Here is a 24,325-nt window from a genome sequence, read left to right as displayed (position 1 = left end):
ATCGTTGAATGTAGGCGACTCCGCTCCATGGCCACGATGACTGAGAGCATCGATCCGCATACGTAAAGTCTCGACCTGAATCGATGTAATGGCTAGCCTGAGTTCACGGACGTGGACGGGTGGCTGATGGCTTCGAACAGACGATCGGGTGACTCCGAGTTCTTCCGAATGCAGCAGAACCAGCTGAAACAGGCCCAGCGTGCCGCCGCTGCCAACGCGCGGGACGAACGGGTGAAATACCTCGCCTCGCGCCGGGAGGAGGCCGAGCGCAGAACCGCCGATGTCACCCGGTGGGTGGCGATACTCGACGGGCTTCTCGTCGAGGGCATTCGCCGCAACGCGCGGATCGACCTCCAGCGCTTCAAGCGAACCTTCACAGCACCGGCCTTCGCCCCAGGGAGTCTGGCGACCCCGGCGCGACGGCCTGAGTGGCGGCAATTCGAACCGGCCACTCCGGGGTTGCTGTCGACGATCTTCGGAGGGCGAGAACGGCACGAGGCGGCAGTGTCGCGGGCGAGACGGCAGCTCGACGACGCCGTGGCGTCCTGGGAGGCGCAGGAGCGTGACCGGCAAAAGCATCTGGCGCAGGCGCGAGCGGCGTTTGATGCGAGGATGGCCAGGGAACAGGCGGAATGCGCGGAACACAACCGCCGGATCGACGCCGAGATCGCGGCCTTCAACAAGCGCCACCGGCCCAGCGTGGAGCGGTACTACGAGCAGGTGCTTTCGCGGTTACTGCTTCCCCCCGACTTCCCGCGTCGCGCGGAGGTCGCTTACAACCCCGACGCAGAGCAGGTCGTGGTTCAGCTACAGCTGCCGGGGACTGACGTCGTACCGACGGCGAAGACCTTCCGATACATCCAGAGCGGCCAGAACGCCGACACGATAGCCGAGACCAAGCGGCCTGATTCGGAGATCAGGAGGCTCTACCGCGACGTGATCGCACAGGTGACGCTGCTGGCCATCCGAGATCTGTTCGACGCCGACGAGCGCCTCCGGGAAGTCGCCTTCAATGGGCACGTGGACTCGATCAACCCGGCGACCGGCCGGCAGGAGTATCCGTGCCTGATCAGCTTGGACGTCGAGCGAGCCGCTTTCGAAGAACTCGTTCTGGATCATGTGAAACCGGCCGACTGTCTGCCTTACCTTCGCGCGCGGGTATCCGAGCACCCCTACGCGCTGAAACCGATCGAGCCCATCCTCGTCTTCGACCTGAGCAAGTTCGCCTTCATCGAAGGACTCGACGCCGTCTCGACACTCGATCACCGGCCCGACCTCATGCAGATGGGACATGGAGAATTCGAACATCTCGTACGCCAGGTCTTCGAGGCGATGGGCATGCAGGGATGGACCACGACATCCAGCAAGGACGACGGGGTCGACGCGGTGGTCAAGAACCCGGACCCGTTCGTCGGCGGGGTCACCATCATCCAGGCCAAGCACTACAAGAACGTCGTCGGGGTCAATCACATTCGCGAGTTGGCCGGCGCCATGGAGGAGAAGAAGGCGGGACGAGGAATCCTGGTCACGACCTCATGGTTCACCCCCGGCGGCCGCCAGAAGGCGTACGAGCACGGACGCATGCAGCTCGTCGATGGCCAGAACCTGATTTTCCTGATCAAGAAGTACACCGGGAAAGACGTCGTCATCAGCGTGAAGCGGCCGAAGAATGCGGCGTCGATCGACCAGCCCGACCTGCCGGAGGACTGAAGGCAGCTTCCGGCTTCGAAAGACTCTTGGCCTCAAGAGCGAGTTCCTGGCGCAGAGGGGCCGTGTGCGAGTGCTGGACCTACTGCTGCTTCAGGCGGGCGATCTCCGCTTCAAGATCGGCTACACGTTTCTCCAACTGCACGCGGGTCGGCCGCGGAGCGACCGGTGTGTCCGCTCCTGATCTGCCCTTGACGGGGGCCGGTGGCACCAGCCAGCCCACTCGTTGGAAGGCGACGATGGGTTGTTCGTACTGGCAGGTCCAGCACGTCGTCATCGGGTCCGGCTCGAGGTGACCCTGCTCGATTTGGCGGATCGCGTGCGCGTACTCGGCTACGCCGAGATGCTCTTTGATCTGTTCCATCCGAGCCTTGCGTTGGACGACCTCGTCGGGATCGTTCGGTTCCGTCTGCCGGTGGCCGTCAGCTGGCTTCCAATCCAGCGGCGTGATCTGGTGGTCCAGGTGTCCGCATTCCAGCTTCACGGTCCAGTAGCCGACTGTCTCAGGATCACGCCGAAGGCGCTTGTCGCCTTCGAGATCCAGCGTGGACCGGGTGAGATAGCGGCTCACCGCCTGGTACGGCGTTTCTGGGCTCCGGTGAGTGGTACAGGTGTAAGCGCCTCTACGCAGCGGGCTGCCACCCCACGACCATGTCATGTCCGTCGGTGGCCGGTCATCGCCAAACGTCAGGATCTCCACGATGTCGTCGCAGCCCAGTTGCATCCGCCACCGGAACATAAGCTCCGCGTCCGGGAAAGAGCACCGCATCAACGCCCGGTCTTCTCCCTTCCCGGCTGCCAGGGCCTCGGCGCGGCGTTCGTTGTACTCGCGTAGGACCACAGCGACTGGCCGGGCTCGGCCGGGCAGCCGCCGTTCCGAATCGTGGCGCTCGTACGTTGTACCTTCGCGCCGCGTCTTTCGTACCCTTTCCTCCGCACTACCCTGAAGGATCTGCGAGATCCGGCGGATCTGGTCGGGGCTCACAGGAGGCGGCGGGCAGCAGCGTCCGCAATGGCTGACCGCGCTCCCCGCCATGCCCCATCGCCCAGCGTGGCAGTAGGGGTGCCGCTCCTTGAAGGCTTGCTCCGCGGCCGTGCGGGCGGCCTGCTCCTCGGCGGTCAGATACATCGTGCCCTTGCCGGTCCACGAGGGCGGCTCACCGAGCGAGACGAGTTCCGCGCCGCAACCGGGACACGGTTCGCCGGCCATCATCTGTTCGTGTGTCAGCCGGTCCCACTCCGTATAGGTCGGCACGGACCACGCTTCGCACTGGAGATACTTCGTGACGTCGTTGGCGACCATTCGATGGAGTTCGCCGTACCTGCGGCATTCCGCGCAGTACCGGGTTCCGTCGTCTGCCTTGGCCGGCAGCTTGCGCAGCGCGGCCTTGGTGATCAACGTCCGTTCTGTCACCACCGGCGGAGCGGCCTTCCCGTGCGACATCGATGACTCAGGCTATTTACCGGTCGCGAGCTATCGACATCCCACGAACGAGTGGTCGAGGCGATTCGAGGCGAGGCCCTCGGAGATCTTGCTGGGACTCCTCGGAGTTCGCGTCTCCGCATTCCCACCGGCGTCGAAAGGCCCGGCCGTCTCAGCGCGTCCTGCGCGACGACCATCGCCGGGAGCTTCCCGCAGACCGGGCAGAATCGGTGCTCGCCGAAAACCGCATACCGCAGCGAGCAAACTCGCGCAGAACCAGATCCGGATCAGCTCCTCCTCGTCGATACCCGGCAACGGCTCCGGGTGGAACGGTTCCGGCCGGTAGCGGATGTCGATGCTGATGCCGAACACCGACCGCGGCGACCGGCTCAGCGACGACCGAAAGCTGCCGAACCCCTCGTCGAGTACCTGCCCGACGATTTCATGCCGAGGTCCTCAGCCTCGCGCATCGCCAGGTCGAGCTGCTGCTGCGCAGAGAAGTCGCTGTGCTCCTCATGGTGGGCGCAGTATACGCGCCGCAGTTCAAGATCGTCTGCAGTGCCCGAAAGGCGTCGCTGTCGAACCCCGCACACGGTACCGCTCGAATGTGTTTCTGACTCACGTTCCTATCCTGGCCTGCCATTTAGAACAATTGTTCTACGCTATCGCGTGTAATAGGCGGCATTTCAGTTTGGTTGGAGGCCGTCGGCGCGATATGTTGTGCGGCTCGCTGCTGGGCCCGAGGTCGGCCCATTCGCTCATTGTCAGGCACGAGGCAAACGCGGCGACTGTCCACGGCCATACAGAAGGAGGCCCCGTGGTCGCCGAACACGTCCCGCAACCGCTCCTACTCACCTGGGCGGACATCGCCGCAGCCGCCGAAGATCTCGAGCCCGACGCCCGATCCCTGCTCCTTGAGCTTGTCCGGGCCAAGAATCCGAGCTCAGCGGCCAGTGTCGCCACCGCGGACGGCCCCTGGTACGTCCGTAACATCCACGTACGGGGTCACATCGGCGTCGGTGAGCAGGCTGTCGATCTGCCCCTCAGGCACACCAAGGGCCTGACTATCGTCACAGCCCGCAACGGCACCGGCAAGACGAGCGTCGCCGACGGCGCCCGGCACGTTCTCAGCGGAGGAACAAAGCGTTCCTATCAAGTGCTCACCGAAAACGTCCACTATCCGCAGCGCGAGATTGTCGTGACGGTAAGCAATGGACGGCAGGATGTAGAGATCATCTGCGGGAAGGACGAGGTTGTAAAATGGCGCGACGGAGAGCGCGCCCTCAGTTCGCCGCCCGCCGACTGGAGCGAAGCGTTCGCTCGGTATATGCCCGTCCTGCTGTACCCGGAGATGTCTCAGGTCATCCAGGATCCCAGCAATCTGCACACATTCCTTAAAGATGCGCTGGAGCTGACCGCGCTGGAGGAACTGCAAGCGATCCTCAAAACCGATCGGGAAAAGGGCTCCGCGGCGCGGCGGACCGTAGAGGCCGCCCATAGGGCCGCCCTTGACGGCATCCTCAAGGACACCGACAGCGAGCTGGTGACGGAGCTTCTGGCCTACGGCGCCTTCCCGGACGAAGAACAGCAGGCCCGCATCTGGGCGCGTGCGGCGACGCTGCCGGCGACCGCGCCGCCGCCGCTGGGCCTGCCCGACAACTGGGCGGTGGACCCCCAACTCCGCGAACGCGCCAAGGACGCCCTCGCCAAACTCGAAGCAGCCAGCAGCTCTGACGTCACCGGCACAAACGCCCTGCTCAATATCCTGCAGAAGGTCCTCGCCCCGGGCGACGGACTACTCGATGCCCTCCGCACCCAAGACGTCTGCCCGGTCTGCCGGGAGGCCGGCCATGACTGGGTAGGCCGGGCCACCGACGAGGCGAACCGGCTGAAGACCGCCACTACCGGCCTCCGCGCTGCGATTCTGGCGACGAAGACGGCGATGAAGGGCCTAGGCGTGTGCTTTCCCGCCCCTCTGCCGGCTTCCCTCCGGCAGCGGCTTGCTGATCTGACCGACCCTGCGACCGATCTGCGGGTCAAGCAGTGGGATCGACTTGTCCGTATAGCCGCCGACCTCGCCAACCAAACGCCGTCCGAAGTCGCCTTGAACGAGGCGCTCAACGAGAGCCATGATCTGGCCCTCTGGTACGGAGCCGTCCGTACGGAGTTGCTCGACCGCCGAGATGACCTCATCGCCGCGCAGGCCACGGTCCGAGCGCACATCGGGTCGTGGTTGGACGTTCTCCGGCGAGAGCAACCTGCCGTGACCCGCCTCGCCGTCGCCAACAAGCTGGACGGCAAGGTCGACCAGTGGATCCGTACCGCACGCGAGGAGATCTTCGCCCCGATCGGCAAGGAAGTCATGACCCTCTGGTCGATCTTGAACCCCGATGCCGATCTCAAACTGACCGGCATCGCCCTCGCCGGCGGAACCAAAATCCGGCGCACCGTGGCGTTGGACCTCGCCGACGGTGACGTCGCCCTGCCGACCGGCAAGAACAGCTCCGCCGTCCTGAGCACCGGCCAGCGCAACGCCCTCTCACTGGCCACCTACCTGCCCCGGGCCACCCAACCTGGAAGCCCGTTCGGGTTCCTCATCCTCGACGACCCGATCCACGCCTTCGACACCTGGCGCGTGCGTTACCTGGCCCGCCATCTGCTGACCCTCGCCGAGCGCTTCCAGATCGTCGTATTCACCCACGATGATCGCCTCTGGCGAGAACTCCGCGGCCTCGGAGCGACGCCCACGCACATGCGGATGGATCGCCGAGGCGACGGCCAGCCGCAGGTCCGCGTGCGGCACGTAGCGAGCCCAGGAATCCAGCGGCTGGACGAGATCCAGAGGATTCTCGGCGCCGAGAAAGCCTCTCCTATCGGAACAACGCCAGCCGTAGCCTCGATGACCTTGGCGATGTGCCGGCAAGCCGTTGACACCGAGGTCGTGGCACAGATCGAGATTCTCGCCCGGCGGGTCGGCTCACCAGAAGCCACTGTAATCGCTGAGCTCAAGAGGGCGCGCAAGACGCTTGACCAGCTCGCCCTCCTCAACGACTATGCCCGGCGCGCCAGCTTGCGAACCATCAACGTGAACGGCTTCACCCCGACCGTGCGTGCGCTCAACGGTGCGGCGCACGGCCGGGCACCAGAGGGGGACCCACACCTGTGGGTACGCCAGACCCGGAAGATCATCAAGGCCGTTCAAGAGATCGGGGACTGAGATGGCGACGTTCCCCGACGTCCACGTCGCGGATCTCCAAGCTGCCTACCTGGACTGGCCCGGCACCCGAGCCGAGAAGACCGCCGTGGCAGCGCTCGTTCTACGCGTTCGTATCGAAAGGGCAGCTGCGAGGCTGCCTCGAACGGTGATCGCTGCCGAACCCGACATCTCCATGATCGAACGGCGCCTCTACCTCAGTATCGGTGAGCCTGGGCTTTCGCCCGAGGCCCAACTGCGGCGAATGCGCGTCATCGCCGGCGCGCTTGAGGCATACGTCGCAATCTGTGAAATCCTGCACGGCCGCAATCCTGACCCGCTGCCCTCCGTAGAGGATCTTGTCTCATGGACCGCAGCAGTGGACAACCTTGAGGAAGATCTGTACCCGACATTAGAGAACCTGGCAGAAGTAGCAGCGGTACGTCAATGACCCTGATGAGCCCACCGAGACTGCAGTCCGCCCGATAAAGGTGACAACCTGCCAGGCGGCCAGGTCGCCGCAACTGCCGAGTAGGCGGTTCGCCGGGGCCAGTGAGCCAGATCGCGAACGGCGACCTGGACGTCAACGAGGTGGCGACGCTGAGCCGGTATGCGTGGGCGCTCGGCGCCCGGATGCGGATCATCTTCGACTACGGTAGCGACCTCCGGCAGATCGCTGAGGCGCTGTCCGGCTTGAGTTCCGAGCGCTCGGTCGTCGGCCAGCTTGCCGTCATCAGCGCTCACGATGGACTCTTGCGGCCGAGTGAGCTGGTCAAAAGGCCCCGGCGGCGGGTCGCCGTTGACGGTGGCCAGGTGGTTTCCATAGCGCAGCGCCTGGCCCGAACGACACAGGTCATCGGCGGCTCACCGCCTCGCCTATCACCGCGAAGGCGACCAGGTCGGTGAGTGCGGCGAGCAGCGGCAGTGCGGACTCGACCGCCATGGAAACTTCCGTACCGCCGTCGACAACGATCCGTAGGAAGGTGGAGCAGCGCCACGGCGCTACCGCCTCGGTCAGGAACGCCACGCCGGTCGGCGGGATCGGCCAACTGCCCGCGCCGATGTTCAGGGGTACGTCGGCCGAGCGGTGTTCGCTGCCGACGCCGGATCGGTAGCCGTCGGCCTGTGTGGACGGGTCGGCGGTGCACCGCGACGGGTCGCACCACGCGGGATGTTGCTGGTCAGGGGCGGTTTTGGGCGTACCGAAATTTTCTCGGCTTTTTTGCTCATTGACTACCGTCAAGAGCCAGGCGGCGCGCGGCCTCGAGACGCTGCGCACGCTGGTCGCCCATCCCGTGAACGCCGACTGAGGGGACCCCGTGGACGAGAACGAGCTTCGCACCGCCCTGCGCGCCACCATCACGCAGCATGCCGAGCCGCCACCGATGGAGTCGCGGACGGCGCTCGTCACGGCCCGCCGCGCCGCCCGGCGGCGCACCGTCCTGGCCTGTGCCGGCACCGCGGTGGTCGTCCTGGGCGTCACCCTCGCGGCCCTGCCCGGTCAGGGCTACCTCGGCGGGGGTACGGGCTGGGCACCGGCCGCCGGACCGTCCGCGCCGGCGGAGGCGCTCCCCACGGCCTTCCCGTCCGGGGCCGTGCCGACGGAGGAGAACACCAAGCCGTCCTGGCCGGCCGAGGCGAGCGGTGACGCCACCGCCGACTCCGGCGTGCACTACCAGCACGGCGTGGCCCTGCTCGAGAAGCTGATCGAGGTGGCGCCGGCCGGCTACACGGTGCCGAACGGCACCGGGCCGGAGGACATTCCGTGGCGCTACCACCAGGCCACCGTCGAGGGCGACCACTGGGCCTACCTGGTGTCGGTGCCGCTGGTCAAGGACGGCCGGACCGGGCAGGTCCTCGTCGAGGTCCACGAGCCGGGCAACGACCTGCCGGCCGACGTGTGCGAACTGGCCACGTCGTTCTGGGGGATCGGCGGCGCCTGCGAGAAGCCCGACATCGGCGGGACCGAGGTGGGTGTCGTGACCGGGCCGAGCGGGCGGGACGGGGTCGACCAGTGGGTGGCCTACCGTCACCCGGACGGGACCGTCGTCTTCCTGGCGCAGGGACTGTCCACCAGCGGCGAGGGCGGCACACCGCTGAAATCGCTGCCGTTCACCGTCGACCGGCTCGTGGAGCTCGCCACCGGCGGCCTATTTAAATAGTTGCGCATTTCCCGGCGCTTGATTAATGTGGGCCACAGCTTCGAACGGCTCGAGAAGGAGATCGGTTATGTGTCGCGTCTGTTATGCCCCGGACCGGTGGTGTGGCTAGAGCCGTTCGCGATGCTTGCCACGCCGCCCGTCCCCTGGTGGGAGCGGGCGGCGTCTTCTTTTTCAACCCGAGCGGGCGCGCCGACGTGGGAGAGTCGGGGCCGGCTGTAAACCGGTTGCCAAAGCGCTGAGCAGGTTCGAATCCTGCCGCCCGCACGCCATTTAACGGCCGCATGCCCGAGTGGTCAGGGAATCGTCTGCAAAACGATCGACACCGGTTCGAATCCGGTTGCGGCCTCCATTCTTGAAAACACTTTTGTACGGTATGGCTTCGGTACTCAGGCGGGTTCCTGACGCGTGGGCGTCGGCGGCGTCGGCGCCCATCGGGCTGAGTGCCGTTCTAACGGTCGTTTCAGGTTCGCTCGGTATGCATGGGCATCGCCGGGCGGCGCGGGTCTCCGTCTCGGCGGCATGGCCGAACGCGCCGACCGCCCACCTGAAAGGCAGCCATTCATGATCTCTGTGCTGGTGGTGGACGCCCAGCCGCTGCAGCGCCTCGGGGTTCGCATGCTGCTGGAGAGCACCCCCGACACCGAGATCGTCGGTGAGGCCGAGAACGGCGCCGAGGCCGTTCGACGGATCACCGAGCTGCGTCCCGACGTGGTGCTGATGGACATCCGCATGCCGGGCGTCGACGGGATCGAGGCCACCCGGCGCATCGTCGCGGCCGGTGGGCGTTCGCGGATCCTGGTGCTGACGACGTTCGACGTGGAACGGTACGCGTTCGCCGCGCTGCGGGCCGGGGCGAGCGGTTTCCTGCTGAAGGACATCCGCCCGGAGGAGCTGCTCGCCGGCATCCGGGCCGTCGCCGCCGGGGACGCGGTGATCGCGCCGGCGCTGACTCGGCGGCTGCTCGACGCGTTCGCTGACCGGCTCGACGACGACCTCGGCCGGCCCGTGCGCCAGGATCCCCGGCTGAACTTCCTGACCGACCGCGAGCGCGAGGTCCTCGTCGCCATCGGCCACGGCCTCACCAACGGCGAGATCGCGCGACGGTTCACGCTGTCGGAGTCGACGGTGAAGACCCACGTCGGGCGGGTCCTCGCCAAGATCGGCGCCCGGGACCGGATCCAGGCCGTCATCCTCGCCTACGACCTGAGACTCACCCGGCCGGTTCAGCGCCCGTCCAGTGTCGAACGTGTGTGAGCTCAGCCCACACACGTTCGACGCCTTCTCAGGACTTGCGGAGGGAGACCGTCATGATGCCCGTACACATCTCGTCGCTGGTCCCGTCGCCCCACACGACGTAGCGGGGCGGCAGCTTCTTCAGCTGCGGCACCAGTTTGCGCAGCCCCGCGTCGTGCGTGCAGGTCACCCGCAGCGTGTCCCCCGGACCGACCTCCACCGGCGCCGGCAGCTTCATCAGCCGCTGGTTGTCGAAGTCGAACTGTGGCACGTCCAGGACGACCCTGGCCTTCGGCGTACCCGGGTTGAGTTCGACCTTCAAGGCCCGCCCGAGCATGTGCATGTGGCCGAAACCGGCGTACAGCGTCATCGGCGCCTCCACCTCGTGGTCGCAGCTCTGGGTGTCACCGGGCTTCGGCACGCCCCGGCCGCACTCCTCCACCTGGCGGTCCGCCATCTCGCCGACGTCCGGCCCGAACCGCTTCGTCACGTCCGCGATCGAGGCCGCCCGGTCACAGAGCGGACCCGACTCGTCGGCGGCGCAGGGCAGGTCGGTCGGCGCGTCGACCGACCACGTTTCGAGTTCCCGGGTCCGCGGCGTGCCGTCCGTCAGCCGCAGCCGCACCGACGAGCGGTCCGAGCCGGTCGGCTTGCCGTCGGTCGCGAGCAGGTTGTAGTGGATCTGGAGGACGAGCAGGCTGCCCGGCTCCAGCTTGTAGCCGGCGTCCTGGTCGAGCAGCGTCTCCGTGGCGCCCGGCGCCCACGTGTCCACCCACGCCGCGTCCCCCTCCTCGACCTCGGCGCCGGCCACGCCGGTCCCGCCGAAACACTGCCAGCCGAGACCGGGGGTCTTCGCGTCCTGCTTGCGCACCGCGGCGGCGCCGGCCGGCGGCACGGCGTACACGATCGCGTGGTGCGCGATGGCGACGTTCTCCGGTGCGAACTGGGTCCCGGTCAGGAACGCCGTCTTGGTCAGGCCCGGATCGATCGCCTGACACCGGTACTCGTCCGAGCCGCCGCCCGCGGGCGGCGCGGGCGTGTAGGCCTCGGCCATCCTCAGCTCGACGAACCGCTCGCCGGCGCGTAGCGGCTGGGGTGGAGCCGACGACCCGCCCGCGTGCGCGCTGTGCGGGCCGGCCGGGGAGGGAGCCGCACTGTTGTCGGCGTCCGACCCGCAGGCGGCGACGGCAGCGAACGCCGTCACCAGCGCCATGGTGCCCGCCCCGAGTTTCCACAGTGGGCTATCAGGTTTCGTCATGGCTCGAAAGCTAGGCCCGCATCCGTCCCGTTTCGTCGTACCGCGGTCGTCATTCCCGTGGGAGGGGCGGTACCGCGGTACCACTCTCCGGAGCGCCGCCGTCTGGTCCGGTCACCCGGGCTGAGCGCGTTCTAACGGTCGTCTCAGATTCGCCCGGTACGAATGCGGCCTCAGACGAGCGACGTAACGCGAATGCAGGAGGCTATTGATGGCAGTCAACACAGCGCCGCCCGGTCGGCTGGCCGGCCGGTGGGTGCCGTGGTTGGTGATCGGCTTGTGGATGGCGCTGGCGGCGGTCATGGTGCCGTTGAGCGGAAAGTTGAGTTCGGTCACCACCGACAGAGCCGTGGACACGCTGCCGGCCAGTGCCGAGTCCACCAAGGTGGCGGTCCTGGAGGACAGTCTCCCCGGCGGCGAGGACAACACGTTCGTCTTCGTGTACCACCGCGCCGGCGGCATGACCGACGCCGACCGGGCGACGGTCGAGCGCCACCACGACACCCTGGCCAAGCGGTACCCGCCGAACACGGCGGCCGGCGAGGGCGACGACGGCCCGACGACGAGACTCTCCACCGACGGCGAGGCGATGATGTTCACCCTCGACGTGAGCACGACCTACGGCGGACCGGAGGCCATCGTCGGCCCGTTGCGTGACGCCGCGAAGGACCGCCCCGCCGGCCTGGAACTCGACGTGACCGGCCCGGCCGCGGTCGACGGCGACATGGACGCCGTCTTCGACGGCATCGACCTGCAGGTCTTCCTCACCACCGTCATCGTCGTCACGGTCCTGCTCATCCTCACCTACCGCAGCCCGGTGCTGTGGTTCATCCCGCTCGTTGTCGTCGGCGTGGCCGCACTGACCGCGATGGCGACCGTCTACCTGCTCGTCAAGGGCTTCGGCATCGTGGTCAACGACCAGAATTCGGCGCTGCTGACGATCCTGGTGTTCGGCGTCGGCACGGACTACGCGCTGCTGCTCATCGCCCGCTACCGGGAGACCCTGCACCACCACGAGAACGTCCGGGTCGCGATGGTCCACGCGCTCCGCGGCGCGGCGCCGGCCATCGTCGCGTCCGCGGCCACCGTGGTCGCCGGCCTGCTCTGCCTGCTCGTCGCGGACCTGAACAGCACCAGCGGGCTGGGCCCGATCGGTGCGGCCGGCATCCTGTGCGCCCTGGTGGCCATGCTGACGCTGTTCCCGGCGGTGCTCGTGGTGCTGGGCAGGCGGATCTTCTGGCCGGCCATCCCGCGGTTCAGTACGGCCGTCGCGGAGAAGCCGGGCCTGTGGGGACGACTCGGCGCCACCATCAGCCGCCGTCGATGGGTGGCGACGCTCGGCTCGTTCGGCATCCTCGGCGTGCTCGCCCTCGGGCTGGCCGGCAACACCGGTGCCCTGCGGGAGCAGGACCAGTTCCTGTCCGCGCCGGAGTCGGTCACCGGCTTCACCGTCCTCCGCCAGCACTTCCCGGAGCTCGGCGGCCAGCCGATGACAGTCTTCACGCGGCCGGCCTACCAGGAGCGGGTGCTCGCCGTCGTCAAGGACACCCCGGGTGTGGCGGTGGCCGTCCCGGGTCAGACCAGCGGTGGCTGGGCCGACATCTCCGTGTTCCCGACGGACGCGCCGGACACCGCCGCGGAGTACGACACGATCAAGCGGGTACGCACCGCCGTGCACGCGGTGAGCGGGGCGCAGGCGATCGTCGGCGGGCCCAGTGCGGAGAACCTCGACACCGAGGTCACCACCAGCCGCGACGAGAAATTGGTGATCCCGCTGGTGCTCGCCGTCGTCCTGATCGTCCTCGGGTTGCTGCTGCGCGCGATCGTGGCCCCGCTGGTCCTGATGGCCACCGTGATCGTCTCCTTCGCCGCGGCCTTCGGCGGCAGCGTGTTCATCTTCGACACGGTCCTCGGGTTCCAGGGCATCGACTACTCGGTGCCGCTGCTGGCATTCCTGTTCCTGGTGGCGCTCGGCGTCGACTACAACATCTTCCTGGCCAGCCGGGCCCGGGAGGAGACCGTGCGTCTCGGCACCCGAGAGGGCATGCTCACAGCCCTCTCGGCCACCGGTGGCGTCATCACCTCGGCGGGTCTGGTCCTGGCGGCCACGTTCGCGGTCCTCACCACGCTTCCGCTGGTGATGCTGATCGAGGTCGGGTTCCTGGTCGCCTTCGGCGTGCTGCTCGACGCCCTGCTGGTGCGGTCGGTCCTGGTGCCCGCGCTCACCCTGCTGATCGGCCGGCGGATCTGGTGGCCGAGCCGGCTGTCCCGGCCGGCGGTGGTGCCGCCGAACGGGCCGCGGCCGCTCGCCGACGAGGAGGAGCTCGCGCTGCAACGGTGAGCGCGGCGGCACGGACGAGATCCGGGACGGGGACCCAGGCCCGTCCCGGATCTTTCATGCGCCCGGCGGTCGCTGCCCTTCGATTCCGCTCGGTGCGGCCGGGACCGCGGCCGGGAGGTCGACCCGGAGCAGCGCGCCACCGCGTGCGGAGCGGGCGACGGTGGCCCGGCCGCCGTGGGCGTGGACGACCCGCTGCACGATCGACAGCCCGAGACCGGATCCCGGCAACGCCCGGGCGCTGTCGGCACGGTAGAACCGGTCGAACACCCGCGGTACGTCGGCGGCGTCGATGCCCGGCCCGGCGTCGTCGACCTCGAGCACCGCCGAGGCGCCCTCGGCACGGAGCCGGACCTGGACCGGCTGGTCCGCGGGGGACCACTTGCCGGCGTTGTCGATGAGGTTGAGGACCGCTCGCTGGAGCGCCGCGGGACGCCCGCTCACCCACACGGAGGTCACGTCGAGCGCGACCTCGAGGTCGGGCAGGCGGGAACGCGCCTGGGCCGCGGCGGCCACCACCACGTCGGCGAGGTCGAGCAACTCGGTGTTCTCGTCGCTCGTGTCACCGCGCGCCAGGTCGGTCAGCTCGGCGGCAAGGGTGCTCAACTCGGCCACCTGGGCGCCGAGATCGTTGAGCAACCGGGTCCGGCTCTCCGCCGAGAGGGCGGTGTCGAGGGTGCCGCGCCGGTCGAGCCGGACCAACAGCTCGATGTTGAGGCGCAGGCTGGTGAGCGGGGTCTTGAGTTCGTGGGCGGCGTCCTCGGCGAGCAGCCGCTGGGCCCGCCGGGAGTCCCGGAGCGCGGCGAGCATGTCGTTGATCGCCTGGATCAGCCGCCGGATCTCCCCACCGCCCTCATCCGGGATGTCGGCGTCGAGATCCCGGGTGTTCGCGACACGTACCGCGGCGGCGGTCAGCCGGTCGATCGGTGCCAGCCCGGTCCGCGCCACGGTCCGCCCGACAAGGGCGCCGCCGACCACGCAGAGCAGCCCGATCAGCAGCATGCCCAGCCCGAACCGGTTGATCGGGCTGTCGTCGGCGACGCGGGCCACCTGGACCGCGCCGTCGCCCGCCCGCAGCGTGTAGATGCGGTAGCCGTCGTCGTCGCCGTCCTTCGACTCCATCAGGTCGGCGGACGTGCCCCGCGCCACGCGCCCGGCGTGCTCGCTGACCGGGGGCAGCCCGGGTTGGCCGGCCGGCGTCCGGGTCGAGCCGTCGGGCAGGACCACCCGCACCAGCCGGCCGGATCCCGGGTACGGCGGCAGCTGAACCTGCGCCAGGCCGGCGCGCTCGGCGTTCGCCGCCAGGACGCGGGCGTCGGCGCGCAGCTGATTCTCGGCGGTGTTCCGCAGTTCCCAGTCCAGGAGCTCGCTGGCCACCTGGAAGGCCGCGAACACGCTGACCGCGATGGCCGTCGCCGCGATCACCGTCATCCTCGTCCGCAGCGACCGCCGGCGCCACCATCGGGTCAGCCGACGCGGTTCCCGGCGGGCGTGCCCGTTCACGGCGGAGTGTCCCGCAACGTGTATCCCAGGCCACGCAGCGTGTAGATCAACCGCGGCTCACCCTCGGCCTCCATCTTGCGGCGCAGGTAGCTCACGTACACCTGGAGGTTGTTGGCGGTGGTGCTCATGTCGAAGCCCCATATCGCCTCGAACAGCGCCTCGCGGGTCAGGACCCGGGTCGCGTTGCGCAGGAGAACCTGCAGGAGGGAGAACTCGGTCCGGGTCAGGCGCAGCGGCCGCCCGCCCCGCCACGCCTCGAACCTGTCGGGATCGAGCCGGACGTCGGCGAACGACAGGATCTGCGACTCCCCGTCGGCGGTCGTGCGCCGGCGTAGCAGGGCCCGCACCCGGGCCAGCAACTCCTCGGTGGCGAACGGCTTGGGCAGGTAGTCGTCGGCGCCCGCGTCCAGCCCGGTGACCCGGTCGGAGACCTGATCACGGGCGGTCAACATCAGCACCGGCAGGTCCCGGCCCGCGGCCCGCAACCGCCGGCAGGTCTCCAACCCGCCGAGGCGGGGCATCATCACGTCGAGGATCAGCAGATCCAGCGTGTCCCCGCCCGCCCCGTCGACCCGGTCGAGCACGGCGAGACCGTTGGCGACGGTGCTGGTGTCGTAACCCTCGACCTGGAGCACCCGCTCCAGCGACTCACGGATGGCCGCGTCATCATCCGCGATCAGGATCCGCACGCCGGCCCGCCCCCTTCCCGTCGATGCCTTTGCCGATCATTCTCCCCGGTCAACCTGAAGCCAGGATGAGAACCGTCGCCTCCGCGCTCACCTGGAGCCGGTCCGCGCCGGAGGGTGCCAATCGGCGTAGCGGGCCATGGAGCGCAGCGCCATCCGCGGCGGCGTCAGGCGCATCACCGTGTTGCGGGCGGCCACCGCGATCGGGTTCTCGAGCTGCTGGCCGAAGCGGCCCATCATCCGCGACGCCTTCGCCACCTGCTGACTACGGGGGCGGCGCTGGGCGTCGTAGGCGGCGAGCCCGTCCGGCCGGCCGGCGACGGCGGCCAGGACGACGGCGTCCTCCAGGGCCTGGTTGGCGCCCTGGCCGAGGTTCGGCGTCATCGCGTGCGCGGCGTCGCCCAGGAGCGCGACACGGCCGCGGACGTACGTCGGCAGCGGCTCGTCGAGGCAGGCCAGGTCGTCGCGCAGCACGGTGCCGGTGGCCGCGACCAGGGCGGGTATCGGCTCGTGCCAGTCGCCGAACCTGTCCAGCACCAGGGCCTTGTCGTCGCCGGCCGGCCCACCGGGCGCGGCGTTCACGGCGGCGAACCAGTAGACGCGGCCGTCCACCAGCGGCACGATGCCGAACTCGGCGCCCCGGTCCCAGGTGAACGCGACGGCGAGGTCGCCGTCCCAGGGCGGCGTCACTCCGCGCCAGACCCGCACGCCGACGTGCACCGGCGCGGCGTCCGGCCACATCAGCCGGCGCACCGTGCTGTGTATGCCGTCCGCGCCGACCACGAGGTCGGCCGCGATCCGGACCGGTCCGGCCGGGCCGTCGTAGTCGACCAGGCCGTCCGCGGTGACCCCGGTGACCTGCGCGCCGGTCACGACCGTGCCCGCCGGCAGCGCGCCGAGCAGGATCTCGTGCAGGGCGGCGCGGTGGATGCCGACCGCGGACGTCTTGAGCAACCGTTCCAGGTCGCCCGCCGGGATGCGGGCCAGCCACCGGCCGTCCGGCCGGCGGGTGCCGGCGGACGCGTCGGCGAGGCCCCGCATCCGGACGGCCTCGCCGAGGCCGAGGGCGTCGAGGCACCGCAAGCCGTTCGCCTGGAGGACCAGGCCCGCTCCGACCGGCCGGAAGGCCGCGACCCGCTCGAGCACCGTCACGTCCCAGCCTTCGCGGCGCAGGCCGATCGCGACGCTGAGTCCGCCGATGCCGGCCCCGACCACGACTGCCGTCCGCGTCATTCCCGCTCCTTCTACAAAAGTGGAAGCGTCACACTACAGCTGTCCCGGCGCACGGTGCTGCTGGTGGGGCTCGGCGTCAGCGACCGATGCGAATGGTCGCGCACTTTTCCTGCGGCATGCCCGAGTGGGTGGGAAATCGTCCGCGAAACAATTTTCCGCCGGCCGATCCGGGTCCGGTTCCCATTCTTGACGAACGATTCCGGACTGTCCTGAACCGGACGGCGCCGACCGTGGTACACCCCCCATGATGGAGGTCCAGCAGGGGGAGAGCCGATGGTCCTCGCGCGTGCCGCGGTCGCGGCGTTCCTCGTGGTCAACCTGGCCGCCGTCCACGTCCTGTTCCTGTACGGCCGGCCGCCCGCCTACAACCTGATCGGCGCCGCCGGCCGGCTCCTCGGGCTGTACCTGGCGTTCGCCCTGGCCGTACAGGTGCTGTTGATCTCCCGATTGCCGCTGCTCGACCGGTCGTTCGGCATGGACCGGCTGACCCGCTGGCACCGGCGGACCGGGCTCACCGTGTTCTGGCTGGCCATGCTGCACCCGGCCGGGGTGATCGTGGGGTTCGCGCGGGCCGGCCGTGACCCGGTGCCGGCCACCGCGCTCACCCTGGCGAAGCAGTGGCCGGTGCTGCTCGGCATGATCGCGGTCGCGCTCATCGTGCTGGTCGTGGCGCTGTCGCTGCGGGCCGCCCGCCGACGGCTCTCCTACGAGGCCTGGCACGCCGTTCACCTGCTGCTCTACGCCGTGCTGGTGCTCGGCCTGATCCACCAGTACGTCGAGGGCACCGCCTTCACCACCAACCTGGCGACCCGGCTGTACTGGTGGGGGCTGTGGGCGTTCGTGCTCGGCGCGCTGCTGGCCAACCGGCTGATCGTGCCGCTGGTCCGCAACTCCCGGCACCGGCTGCGGGTGGCCGCCGTGGTGCCCGAGTCCGACGACGTGGTGTCGGTCCACGTGACCGGCCGCGACCTGGCGAAGCTGGGCGCCCGGGCCGGGCAGTTCTTCCTGTGGCGGTTCCCCGGCCACAACCGCTGGTGGCAGGTCAACCCGTTCTCGCTGTCGGCCGCGCCGAACGGGCGGTCGCTGCGGCTCACCGCCAAGGCGGTCGGCGGCACCACGGCCGGGCTGCGGGACCTGCCGGTCGGGTCGCGGGTGTTCGCCGAGGGGCCGTACGGAGCGTTCACTCTGGACCGGCGGGCCCGCACCGCCACCCTGCTGATCGCCGGCGGCATCGGCGTCACCCCGATCCGGTCCCTGCTGGAGGACCCGCGGATCGGCGACGACGTGATCGTCCTCTACCGGGTCCGCGGCGGCTCCGACGCGGTCCTGCTCGGCGAACTGCGCAACCTGGCCGCCGCCCGGGGCGCCCGGCTGCACCTGCTGACCGGCCGGACCGGGCCCGGCAACCAGCCCTTCCATCCGGACCGGCTGCGGGCCATGGTTCCCGACATCACCGACCGCGACGTGTACGTGTGCGGCCCGGCCGCCCTGACCGAGGCGGTCCTGGCCGGCCTGCGCCGTCTCAAGGTCCCGTCCCGGCAGGTGCACGCCGAGTTGTTCCGCCTCGCGGGTTAGTGCTCCTTCTCGACCAGGGCGATCAGGCCGGCCAGGTCGGCGGCCAGCACCTTCTCCAGTCCGGCCAGTTCGGCGGCGACCTCGGCGGCGCGCGGGCCGTCCAGGCGGGCGCGCAGCTCCAGGCGGCTGCCGGCGCCGTCGGGGAGGGATTCGTGGCGGACCGTCAGGTCGGCGCCGTCGAAACCGACGGTGTCCTGGAAGACCCGGCCGGGGACGAGGTCGCTGACGACGAACGGGGTCTCCCGCCCCTCGCGGGTCTTCATCACACCCCGGGCGCCGGCCCGCAGCGGCTCGCCGAGACGCAGGTACTCCATGCCGGGCGCCCACTGCGGGTGGGTCGCCACGTCGCACCAGCGGGCGTGGAAGTGCTCCGGCGCGACCCGGGACGAGGCGCTGATCAGCGGGAATTCGAACATGGAGACCGATGGTAGGGCGGGCGCGCGCCCCGTCGCGGGCGGGGCCAGGCCGATCCCACCGGGCGGCGGATCACGGGGTGACCAGGCCGCATTCGTAGCCGAGGATGACCGCCTGGATGCGGTCGCGCAGGCCGAGTTTCGCCAGGATCCGTCCGATGTGGGTCTTCACGGTGCCCTCCGAGACGCACAACGACGCGGCGATCTCCGCGTTCGACAGGCCGCGGGCGATCAGGGTGAGCACCTCCCGCTCCCGGGCGGTGAGCGGATCGAGCCGGTGGTCGGCGCGGGCCGGGCCGGGCGCCGGGGCGGCGACGTAGTGGGCGATCAGCCGGCGGGTGGCGCTCGGCGCGGTCACCGCCTCGCCGGAGGCCACCACCCGGACCGCGGCGATCAGGTCGTCGGCCAGGGTGTCCTTGAGCAGGAAGCCGCTGGCCCCGGCACGCAGCCCGGCGAACAGGTGGTCGTCCAGGTCGAAGGTGGTCAGGATGATCACCCGAGGGGCGGGGGACAGGGCCCGGATCCGCTCGGTCGCGGTGATGCCGTCGACGCCGGGCATCCGCACGTCCATCAGCACCACGTCCGGTCTGGTCCGGGCGGACACCTCCACGGCGGCGGCGCCGTCCCCGGCCTCGCCGACCACCTCGATGCCCTCGGTCTCGTCGAGGATCATGCGGAAACCGGTCCGCACCAGCACCTGGTCGTCGACCAGCACCACCCGGATGGTCATCCGGCGCCCACCGGGCGCAGCGGCAGCCGGGCCAGCACCCGGAAACCGCCGCCGTCGCCGGCCCCCGCCTCCAGTTCGCCGTCGAGCAACCGCACCCGCTCGGCGATCCCCCGAAGACCGTTGCCGGTCACGTCGGCCGGCCCGTCCGGCGGCCGGCCGTCGTTGCGCACCTCGATCTCCAGGGTCTCCGCGTGGAACCCCAGGCGGACGGCCGCGCCGGCCCCCGGACCGGCGTGCTTCAGCGTGTTCGTCAGCGCCTCCTGGGCGATCCGGTACGCCGACAGGTCCACCCCGGCGGGCAACGGCGCCGGCTCGCCCTCGACCGTGAACGTGACCGTGGTGCCGGCGGCCCGGATCCGGTCGATCAGCTCGGGCAGCGCCTGCACCCCCGGCTGCGGCGCCAGCTCCGGCTCCTCCCGCACGATGGCCAGCAGGCGCCGCATCTCGGCCAGGGACGACCGGCCGGTGGTGACGATGTCGCGGAGCGCGTGCTCCGTACGATCGGGGTGGCGTTTCAAAGCCGCCGCCGCCCCCTGTGCCTGGACCACCATCACCGACAGGCCGTGCGCCACCACGTCGTGCAGCTCGCGGGTGATCCGGGCCCGCTCGGCCGCGGTCGCCAGCGCCACCCGCTGCCGCTGCTCGCGTTCCAGGTCGGCGGCCCGCCGCTCCAGGGTGCGCAGGTGCCGGCGTCGGCCGCGCAGGTTGTCGCCCAGCAGGTAGGCGGCGGCCAGCGCGAGCATCAGCCCGCTGCTCTCCCACAGCCGGTTCGACCAGTTCGGCTCGACGGGCTCCACGACCACCCGCCCGGTCGGCTTCTCCACCCGGATGGCGACGGCGTGCGTGTCCGGAGGGTGCACGGCGTCGACCCGGGCGACCGGCCGGGCCAGGCTCGCCGCGCCGATCCCGGCCAGCAGGAGCCCGCAGGCGATCGCGCCGACCCGCCGCGGCCGCTCGGCGGCGGCCAGCGCGAACAGCGCCACCAGGACGGCCAGGTCGAGCGGGTCGACGCCGGTCGGCTCGGGCAGATGCAGCAGCGCCGTGCCGGCGACGCTCAGCACCAGCGCGAGCAGCGGCCGGTGCCGGGCCAGCAGCAGGCTCACCACCATGACCGCGGCGTACAGGCCCCACCGGTCGGTCTCGTGGCGGTCCTCCGCCGACGCGATGGCGAGCACGGCCACGCCGCAGACGTCGACGGCGACCCACCGGAGGCCGGTTAACCTGGACATTCGCCCAGTCTAGAGACGCCGGGCCGCCCGGCCGTCCGTCCACGGTCGGACTTCGGTGTACGACCGCGGGCATACGCGTACCGGAAAGAATCGGACCGCTCGCGGACGACCGGCCGCATGCCGGACCGCCAACCTGGCTCCCATGAGAATCGTGACGAGTTGCGTAGCGGCCGCCCTGATGGTCGCCCTGGCCGGATGTTCCGGCGTCAACGGCTCACCGGGCACGGATCCCTCGTCGTACGTCCCGACGATCTCCGACGCGGAACTGCTCACCCTCGGCAAGGCGGCCGTGCAGTGCCTGCGGGAGAACGGCGTGGCCGACATGCCCGACCCGTACGTCGAGGACAACCGCCTCAAGGTACCCGACGACGAGATGAACGCGGCCGAGGAGAAGGCCGGCGAGCAGACCTGGAACGCCGCCGAGGAGGCCTGCCGGGAGACCATCGAGAAGATCCCGGAGGGCGCCCTCGCCAAGGAGGAGGGCGGCGACCCGGAACCGCCCGGCCCCGAGGACGTCGAGGCGCTGCGCAAGCTGGCGCAGTGCTACCGGGAGAACGGTGTGCCGGAGTGGCCGGACCCGGACGCCGAGGGCCGGTTCCCGATCAAGGGCACGGCCCTGGAGGGCGAGCGACCGGAGCCGGGCAACCGCCTGGACACCGCCCGCAAGGCGTGCGAGCAGGTCTGGTCCGGCCCGATCGGGATCTCGTGAGCACCCGGCGGAGGGTGGCGGTGTCGCTGACCGGGGCGGTGGTCGCCGCCGGCGCCCTGGTCACCGGCTACACCGTCACCGCGGAACCGGAGGCGGCGGCGAGCGCCACCGAGGTACCCACGAACACCGTGGCGGTCGAGAAGGGCACGGTCACCCAGCGGTTCCGGATCTCCGGGACGTACGGGTTCGACGGCTCCTACACGATCGTCCACCGGGGCGCCGCCGGAATCCTCACCGGGACCGCCCGGGCCGGATCGACGGTCCGCCGCGGCGGCGTCCTCTACCGGGTCGACGGCGCACCGGTCCGGCTGCTCTACGGCAACGTTCCCGCGTACCGGGATCTCGACGTGAGCGTCACCGACGGCGACGACGTCCGCCAGCTGGAGCGCAACCTGAAGGCGCTCGGCATGGACCCGGACGGCGAGATGACCGTCGACCGGGACTTCACCGCGGCGACCGCGGCCGCCGTGAAACGCCTCCAGAAGAAGTGGAACGTGACGCGGAACGGCCGGCTCACCCTCGGGACGGTGGCGTTCCTGGCCGGCGAGATCCGGGTCACCGAGGCGAAGATCGGGGTGGGCGCGTCGGCCGGTCCGGACCAGCCGGTGCTGACCGGCACCACCACGCGACGGGTGGTCACCGCCGACCTGGCCGCCGAGAAACAGAACCAGATCAAGGCCGGCGACCAGGTGTCGGTCACCGTGCCGGGGGCCGGCCCGGTCGACGGCGAGGTGCTCGAGGTCGGGAAGGTCGCCACCAGCGCCACCGACGACAACGGCAACCAGGAGCCGGCCACCGTCCGGGTGGTCATGCGGATCGGCACCCCGAAGGGCGGCGCCACCCTGGACCAGGCGTCGGTGCAGATCAGCCTGGCCACGGCGAGACACGACGACGTGCTGGTCGTCCCGATGGCGGCGCTGCTGGCCGCCCCGGGGACCGGCTACCGGGTACGGCTCGCCTCCGGGGCCTACGCCGACGTGAAACCCGGCCTGTACGACGACGCCTCCGGCCTGGTCGAGGTGACCGGGAACATCCGGGCGGGCGACCGGGTGGAGGTGCCGGCGACATGACCGCCGCCCTGCAACTCGCCGGGGTGTCCAAGACGTACCCGGGCAACCCGCCGGTCGAGTCGGTCCGCGACGTCGACCTCACCGTGCACAGTGGCGAGATGGTCGCCGTCGTCGGCCCGTCCGGATCCGGCAAGAGCACCCTGCTCAACCTGGCCGCCGGGCTGGACCGGCCCACCTCCGGTTCGGTACGCGTCGCCGGAGAGGCCCTGGAGAAGCTCAGCGAACGCCGGCTCGCCGGATTGCGGGCGCACCGGCTCGGCGTGGTCTTCCAGCAGTTCTTCCTGCTCGACCACGCCGACGCCCGGGACAACGTGGCGACCGGCCTGCTCTACCGGGGCATCCCGGCCCGGCACCGGCGGGCGGCCGCCGAACAGGCCCTGGAACGCGTCGGCCTCGGCCATCGGATGAACCACCGGGCCCGGCTGCTCTCCGGCGGGGAACGGCAGCGGGTGGCGATCGCCCGGGCGCTGATCGGCCGGCCCGCGGTCCTGTTCGCCGACGAGCCGACCGGCAACCTCGACTCGGCCAACGGCGACGGGATCCTGACGTTGCTGCGGGAACTCAACGCCGAGGGCGCCACCATCGTGGTGATCACCCATGACGCCCACGTGGCGGCCGCCGCCCAACGGCAGGTCACCATCCGGGACGGGCGGGTGGCGTCATGACCCCGCTGTCCCGGCTGCGCCCGGCCGACCTGCTGCCGGTCGCCACGATCGGGCTGCGCACCCGGCCGGGCCGGGCCGCGCTGTCGGTGCTCGGCGTGGCCATCGGCATCGCCGCCATGGTCGCCGTCCTCGGCGTCACCCGGTCCAGCCAGGCGCAGGTGATCGCCCAGCTCGACCGGCTCGGCACCAACCTGCTCACGGTCGCCAGCAGCCAGCCCAAGGGGGCGCCCGAGGAGCAGCTGCCGGCCACCGCGGCCGCGTCGATCCGGCGTACCGAGGGGGTGACGTCGGCGTCCGGCACCGCGCAGATCCCGGACGTGCACGTGCTGCGCAACGACCGGATGCCGGCGAACCGGCACGGCGGGCTGGACGTCCGGGCCACCGACACCGAGCTGCTGTCCACCCTGGACGGCAGCCTGCTCGACGGGGTGTTCCCGGACGAGGCCACCGCGCGGTACCCGGTGGTGGTCCTCGGCTACCAGGCGGCGACCGTGCTCGGCATCGCCGAGGTGACCGGATACGAACGGGTCTGGCTGGGCGAACGCTGGTTCACCGTGGTCGGCGTCCTGCGGCAGGTGGAGCTGGCGCCGGAGATCGACCGGGCCGCGCTGATCGGGTTCGAGGTGGCGAAGAGCGAGTTCGGCTACCAGGGGCATCCGAGCCGGATCTACGTACGGACCGACACCGCGCTGACCGAACAGGTGGAGAACATGCTGCCGCGCGCCGCCAACCCGCAGAACCCGGGCCGCACCTCGGTCAGCCAGCCGTCCGACGTGCTCACCGCCCGGCAGGCGGTCGACGACGCGAGCACCTCGCTGTTCCTCGGCCTCGGCGCGGTGGCGCTGCTGGTCGGCGGCATCGGCATCGCCAACGTCATGGTGATCTCGGTGCTGGAACGGCGGGGCGAGGTCGGCCTGCGCCGGGCGCTCGGTGCGGCGCGGCGGCACGTGGCGGCCCAGTTCGTGGTCGAGTCGGTGCTGCTCGGCGCGGTCGGGGGCGGGGTGGGCGTACTGCTGGGGGCCGGGGTCACGGTGGCGTGCGCGGTCAACCGGGGCTGGCAGCCGCTCATCCCGCCGGAGGCCGCGACCGGCGGGCTGGCCGCCGCGATCCTGGTCGGCACGATCGCCGGCCTCTACCCGGCGCTGCGGGCCGCCCGGATGGCCCCGACCGAGGCCCTCCGGACGGCGTGACACGTCTCGGC

The 24,325-nt window shown here is 70.4% G+C and carries 20 protein-coding genes and 2 tRNA genes; 13 read left to right on the top strand and 9 right to left on the bottom strand.

Annotated elements, in window-relative coordinates:
- Positions 1 to 168 precede the first annotated feature (168 nt).
- A complete protein-coding gene (locus tag J5X75_RS29335) occupies positions 169 to 1,710 on the top strand; it encodes a restriction endonuclease (RefSeq protein ID WP_208470758.1) in 1,542 nt (513 codons plus the stop codon).
- A 79-nt stretch (positions 1,711 to 1,789) separates the two neighbouring features.
- Here J5X75_RS29335 and J5X75_RS29330 read toward each other — a convergent pair whose 3' ends face one another.
- Positions 1,790 to 3,151, bottom strand: coding sequence for a hypothetical protein (locus J5X75_RS29330; RefSeq protein ID WP_208470757.1), 1,362 nt, complete (start codon positions 3,149 to 3,151; stop codon positions 1,790 to 1,792).
- A gap of 796 nt (positions 3,152 to 3,947) precedes the next feature.
- Between J5X75_RS29330 and J5X75_RS29325 the strand changes: the two genes are divergently transcribed.
- Both J5X75_RS29325 and J5X75_RS29320 read left to right on the top strand, forming a co-directional pair.
- The gene (locus tag J5X75_RS29325; RefSeq protein ID WP_208470756.1) at positions 3,948 to 6,347 is read left to right on the top strand and encodes an AAA family ATPase; all 2,400 of its coding nucleotides are present in this window, start codon (positions 3,948 to 3,950) and stop codon (positions 6,345 to 6,347) included.
- 1 nt (position 6,348) lies between these two features.
- Positions 6,349 to 6,774: a hypothetical protein gene (locus J5X75_RS29320; RefSeq protein ID WP_208470755.1), complete on the top strand. Its 426-nt coding sequence runs from the start codon at positions 6,349 to 6,351 to the stop codon at positions 6,772 to 6,774.
- Positions 6,775 to 7,176: 402 nt separating this feature from the next.
- On the opposite strand, the gene J5X75_RS29315 is transcribed toward J5X75_RS29320, so the two are convergent.
- Complete coding sequence (locus tag J5X75_RS29315; protein WP_307798325.1) at positions 7,177 to 7,602, bottom strand: hypothetical protein; 426 nt, start codon at positions 7,600 to 7,602, stop codon at positions 7,177 to 7,179.
- A 40-nt stretch (positions 7,603 to 7,642) separates the two neighbouring features.
- Between J5X75_RS29315 and J5X75_RS29310 the strand changes: the two genes are divergently transcribed.
- The 4 genes from J5X75_RS29310 (at position 7,643) to J5X75_RS29295 (ending at position 9,739) form a co-directional block, all read left to right on the top strand.
- Complete coding sequence (locus J5X75_RS29310; protein WP_208470754.1) at positions 7,643 to 8,485, top strand: hypothetical protein; 843 nt, start codon at positions 7,643 to 7,645, stop codon at positions 8,483 to 8,485.
- A gap of 180 nt (positions 8,486 to 8,665) precedes the next feature.
- A tRNA-Tyr gene (locus tag J5X75_RS29305) sits at positions 8,666 to 8,749 on the top strand.
- 11 nt (positions 8,750 to 8,760) lie between these two features.
- A tRNA-Cys gene (locus J5X75_RS29300) sits at positions 8,761 to 8,834 on the top strand.
- Between the two features lie 212 nt (positions 8,835 to 9,046).
- Complete coding sequence (locus J5X75_RS29295; protein WP_208470753.1) at positions 9,047 to 9,739, top strand: response regulator; 693 nt, start codon at positions 9,047 to 9,049, stop codon at positions 9,737 to 9,739.
- Positions 9,740 to 9,767: 28 nt separating this feature from the next.
- Here the strand turns inward: J5X75_RS29295 and J5X75_RS29290 are convergent, their stop codons facing one another.
- Complete coding sequence (locus tag J5X75_RS29290; RefSeq protein WP_238489743.1) at positions 9,768 to 10,976, bottom strand: monooxygenase; 1,209 nt, start codon at positions 10,974 to 10,976, stop codon at positions 9,768 to 9,770.
- Positions 10,977 to 11,184: 208 nt separating this feature from the next.
- Between J5X75_RS29290 and J5X75_RS29285 the strand changes: the two genes are divergently transcribed.
- Positions 11,185 to 13,314: an MMPL family transporter gene (locus J5X75_RS29285; RefSeq protein WP_208470752.1), complete on the top strand. Its 2,130-nt coding sequence runs from the start codon at positions 11,185 to 11,187 to the stop codon at positions 13,312 to 13,314.
- Positions 13,315 to 13,368: 54 nt separating this feature from the next.
- On the opposite strand, the gene J5X75_RS29280 is transcribed toward J5X75_RS29285, so the two are convergent.
- The 3 genes from J5X75_RS29280 to J5X75_RS29270 form a co-directional block, all read right to left on the bottom strand.
- Positions 13,369 to 14,742: a HAMP domain-containing sensor histidine kinase gene (locus J5X75_RS29280; RefSeq protein ID WP_208470751.1), complete on the bottom strand. Its 1,374-nt coding sequence runs from the start codon at positions 14,740 to 14,742 to the stop codon at positions 13,369 to 13,371.
- 68 nt (positions 14,743 to 14,810) lie between these two features.
- A complete protein-coding gene (locus J5X75_RS29275) occupies positions 14,811 to 15,503 on the bottom strand; it encodes a response regulator transcription factor (RefSeq protein ID WP_208470750.1) in 693 nt (230 codons plus the stop codon).
- A gap of 87 nt (positions 15,504 to 15,590) precedes the next feature.
- Entirely contained in the window at positions 15,591 to 16,733 is a 1,143-nt protein-coding gene (locus J5X75_RS29270) for an FAD-dependent monooxygenase (protein ID WP_208470749.1), read from the bottom strand.
- Positions 16,734 to 17,006: 273 nt separating this feature from the next.
- Between J5X75_RS29270 and J5X75_RS29265 the strand changes: the two genes are divergently transcribed.
- On the top strand, positions 17,007 to 18,308 hold the full coding sequence (locus tag J5X75_RS29265) for a ferredoxin reductase family protein (protein WP_208470748.1): 1,302 nt from the start codon (positions 17,007 to 17,009) through the stop codon (positions 18,306 to 18,308).
- Here J5X75_RS29265 and J5X75_RS29260 read toward each other — a convergent pair.
- The 3 genes from J5X75_RS29260 to J5X75_RS29250 all read right to left on the bottom strand — a co-directional run bounded on the left by J5X75_RS29260 (position 18,305) and on the right by J5X75_RS29250 (position 20,680).
- Positions 18,305 to 18,724: an SRPBCC family protein gene (locus J5X75_RS29260; protein ID WP_208470747.1), complete on the bottom strand. Its 420-nt coding sequence runs from the start codon at positions 18,722 to 18,724 to the stop codon at positions 18,305 to 18,307. The two genes, J5X75_RS29265 and J5X75_RS29260, sit on opposite strands and share 4 nt — an antisense overlap.
- A 70-nt stretch (positions 18,725 to 18,794) precedes the next feature.
- Entirely contained in the window at positions 18,795 to 19,451 is a 657-nt protein-coding gene (locus tag J5X75_RS29255; protein WP_208470746.1) for a response regulator, read from the bottom strand.
- The gene (locus tag J5X75_RS29250) at positions 19,448 to 20,680 is read right to left on the bottom strand and encodes a sensor histidine kinase (protein WP_208470745.1); all 1,233 of its coding nucleotides are present in this window, start codon (positions 20,678 to 20,680) and stop codon (positions 19,448 to 19,450) included. Before J5X75_RS29250 ends, J5X75_RS29255 begins: the two co-directional genes overlap by 4 nt.
- 142 nt (positions 20,681 to 20,822) lie before the next feature.
- On the opposite strand from J5X75_RS29250, the gene J5X75_RS29245 reads away from it, so the two are divergent.
- The 4 genes from J5X75_RS29245 to J5X75_RS29230 are packed head-to-tail and all read left to right on the top strand — an operon-like array spanning position 20,823 to position 24,314.
- Positions 20,823 to 21,389: a hypothetical protein gene (locus J5X75_RS29245; RefSeq protein ID WP_208470744.1), complete on the top strand. Its 567-nt coding sequence runs from the start codon at positions 20,823 to 20,825 to the stop codon at positions 21,387 to 21,389.
- Positions 21,386 to 22,459, top strand: a complete 1,074-nt coding sequence (locus J5X75_RS45640; RefSeq protein ID WP_208470743.1) for a peptidoglycan-binding protein — start codon at positions 21,386 to 21,388, stop codon at positions 22,457 to 22,459. The genes J5X75_RS29245 and J5X75_RS45640 overlap by 4 nt, the downstream gene beginning before the upstream one ends.
- Positions 22,456 to 23,124, top strand: a complete 669-nt coding sequence (locus J5X75_RS29235; protein WP_208470742.1) for an ABC transporter ATP-binding protein — start codon at positions 22,456 to 22,458, stop codon at positions 23,122 to 23,124. Before J5X75_RS45640 ends, J5X75_RS29235 begins: the two co-directional genes overlap by 4 nt.
- Positions 23,121 to 24,314 (top strand): ABC transporter permease, encoded by a 1,194-nt coding sequence (locus J5X75_RS29230; RefSeq protein ID WP_208470741.1) that lies wholly within the window; start codon positions 23,121 to 23,123, stop codon positions 24,312 to 24,314. Before J5X75_RS29235 ends, J5X75_RS29230 begins: the two co-directional genes overlap by 4 nt.
- Positions 24,315 to 24,325 lie beyond the last annotated feature (11 nt).

The sequence above is a fragment of the Actinoplanes flavus genome (genome assembly GCF_017592555.1).
GTDB lineage: Bacteria > Actinomycetota > Actinomycetes > Mycobacteriales > Micromonosporaceae > Actinoplanes > Actinoplanes flavus.
Note: the sequence above shows the minus strand (reverse complement) of the source record. Positions and strands in the feature narration are given on the sequence as shown.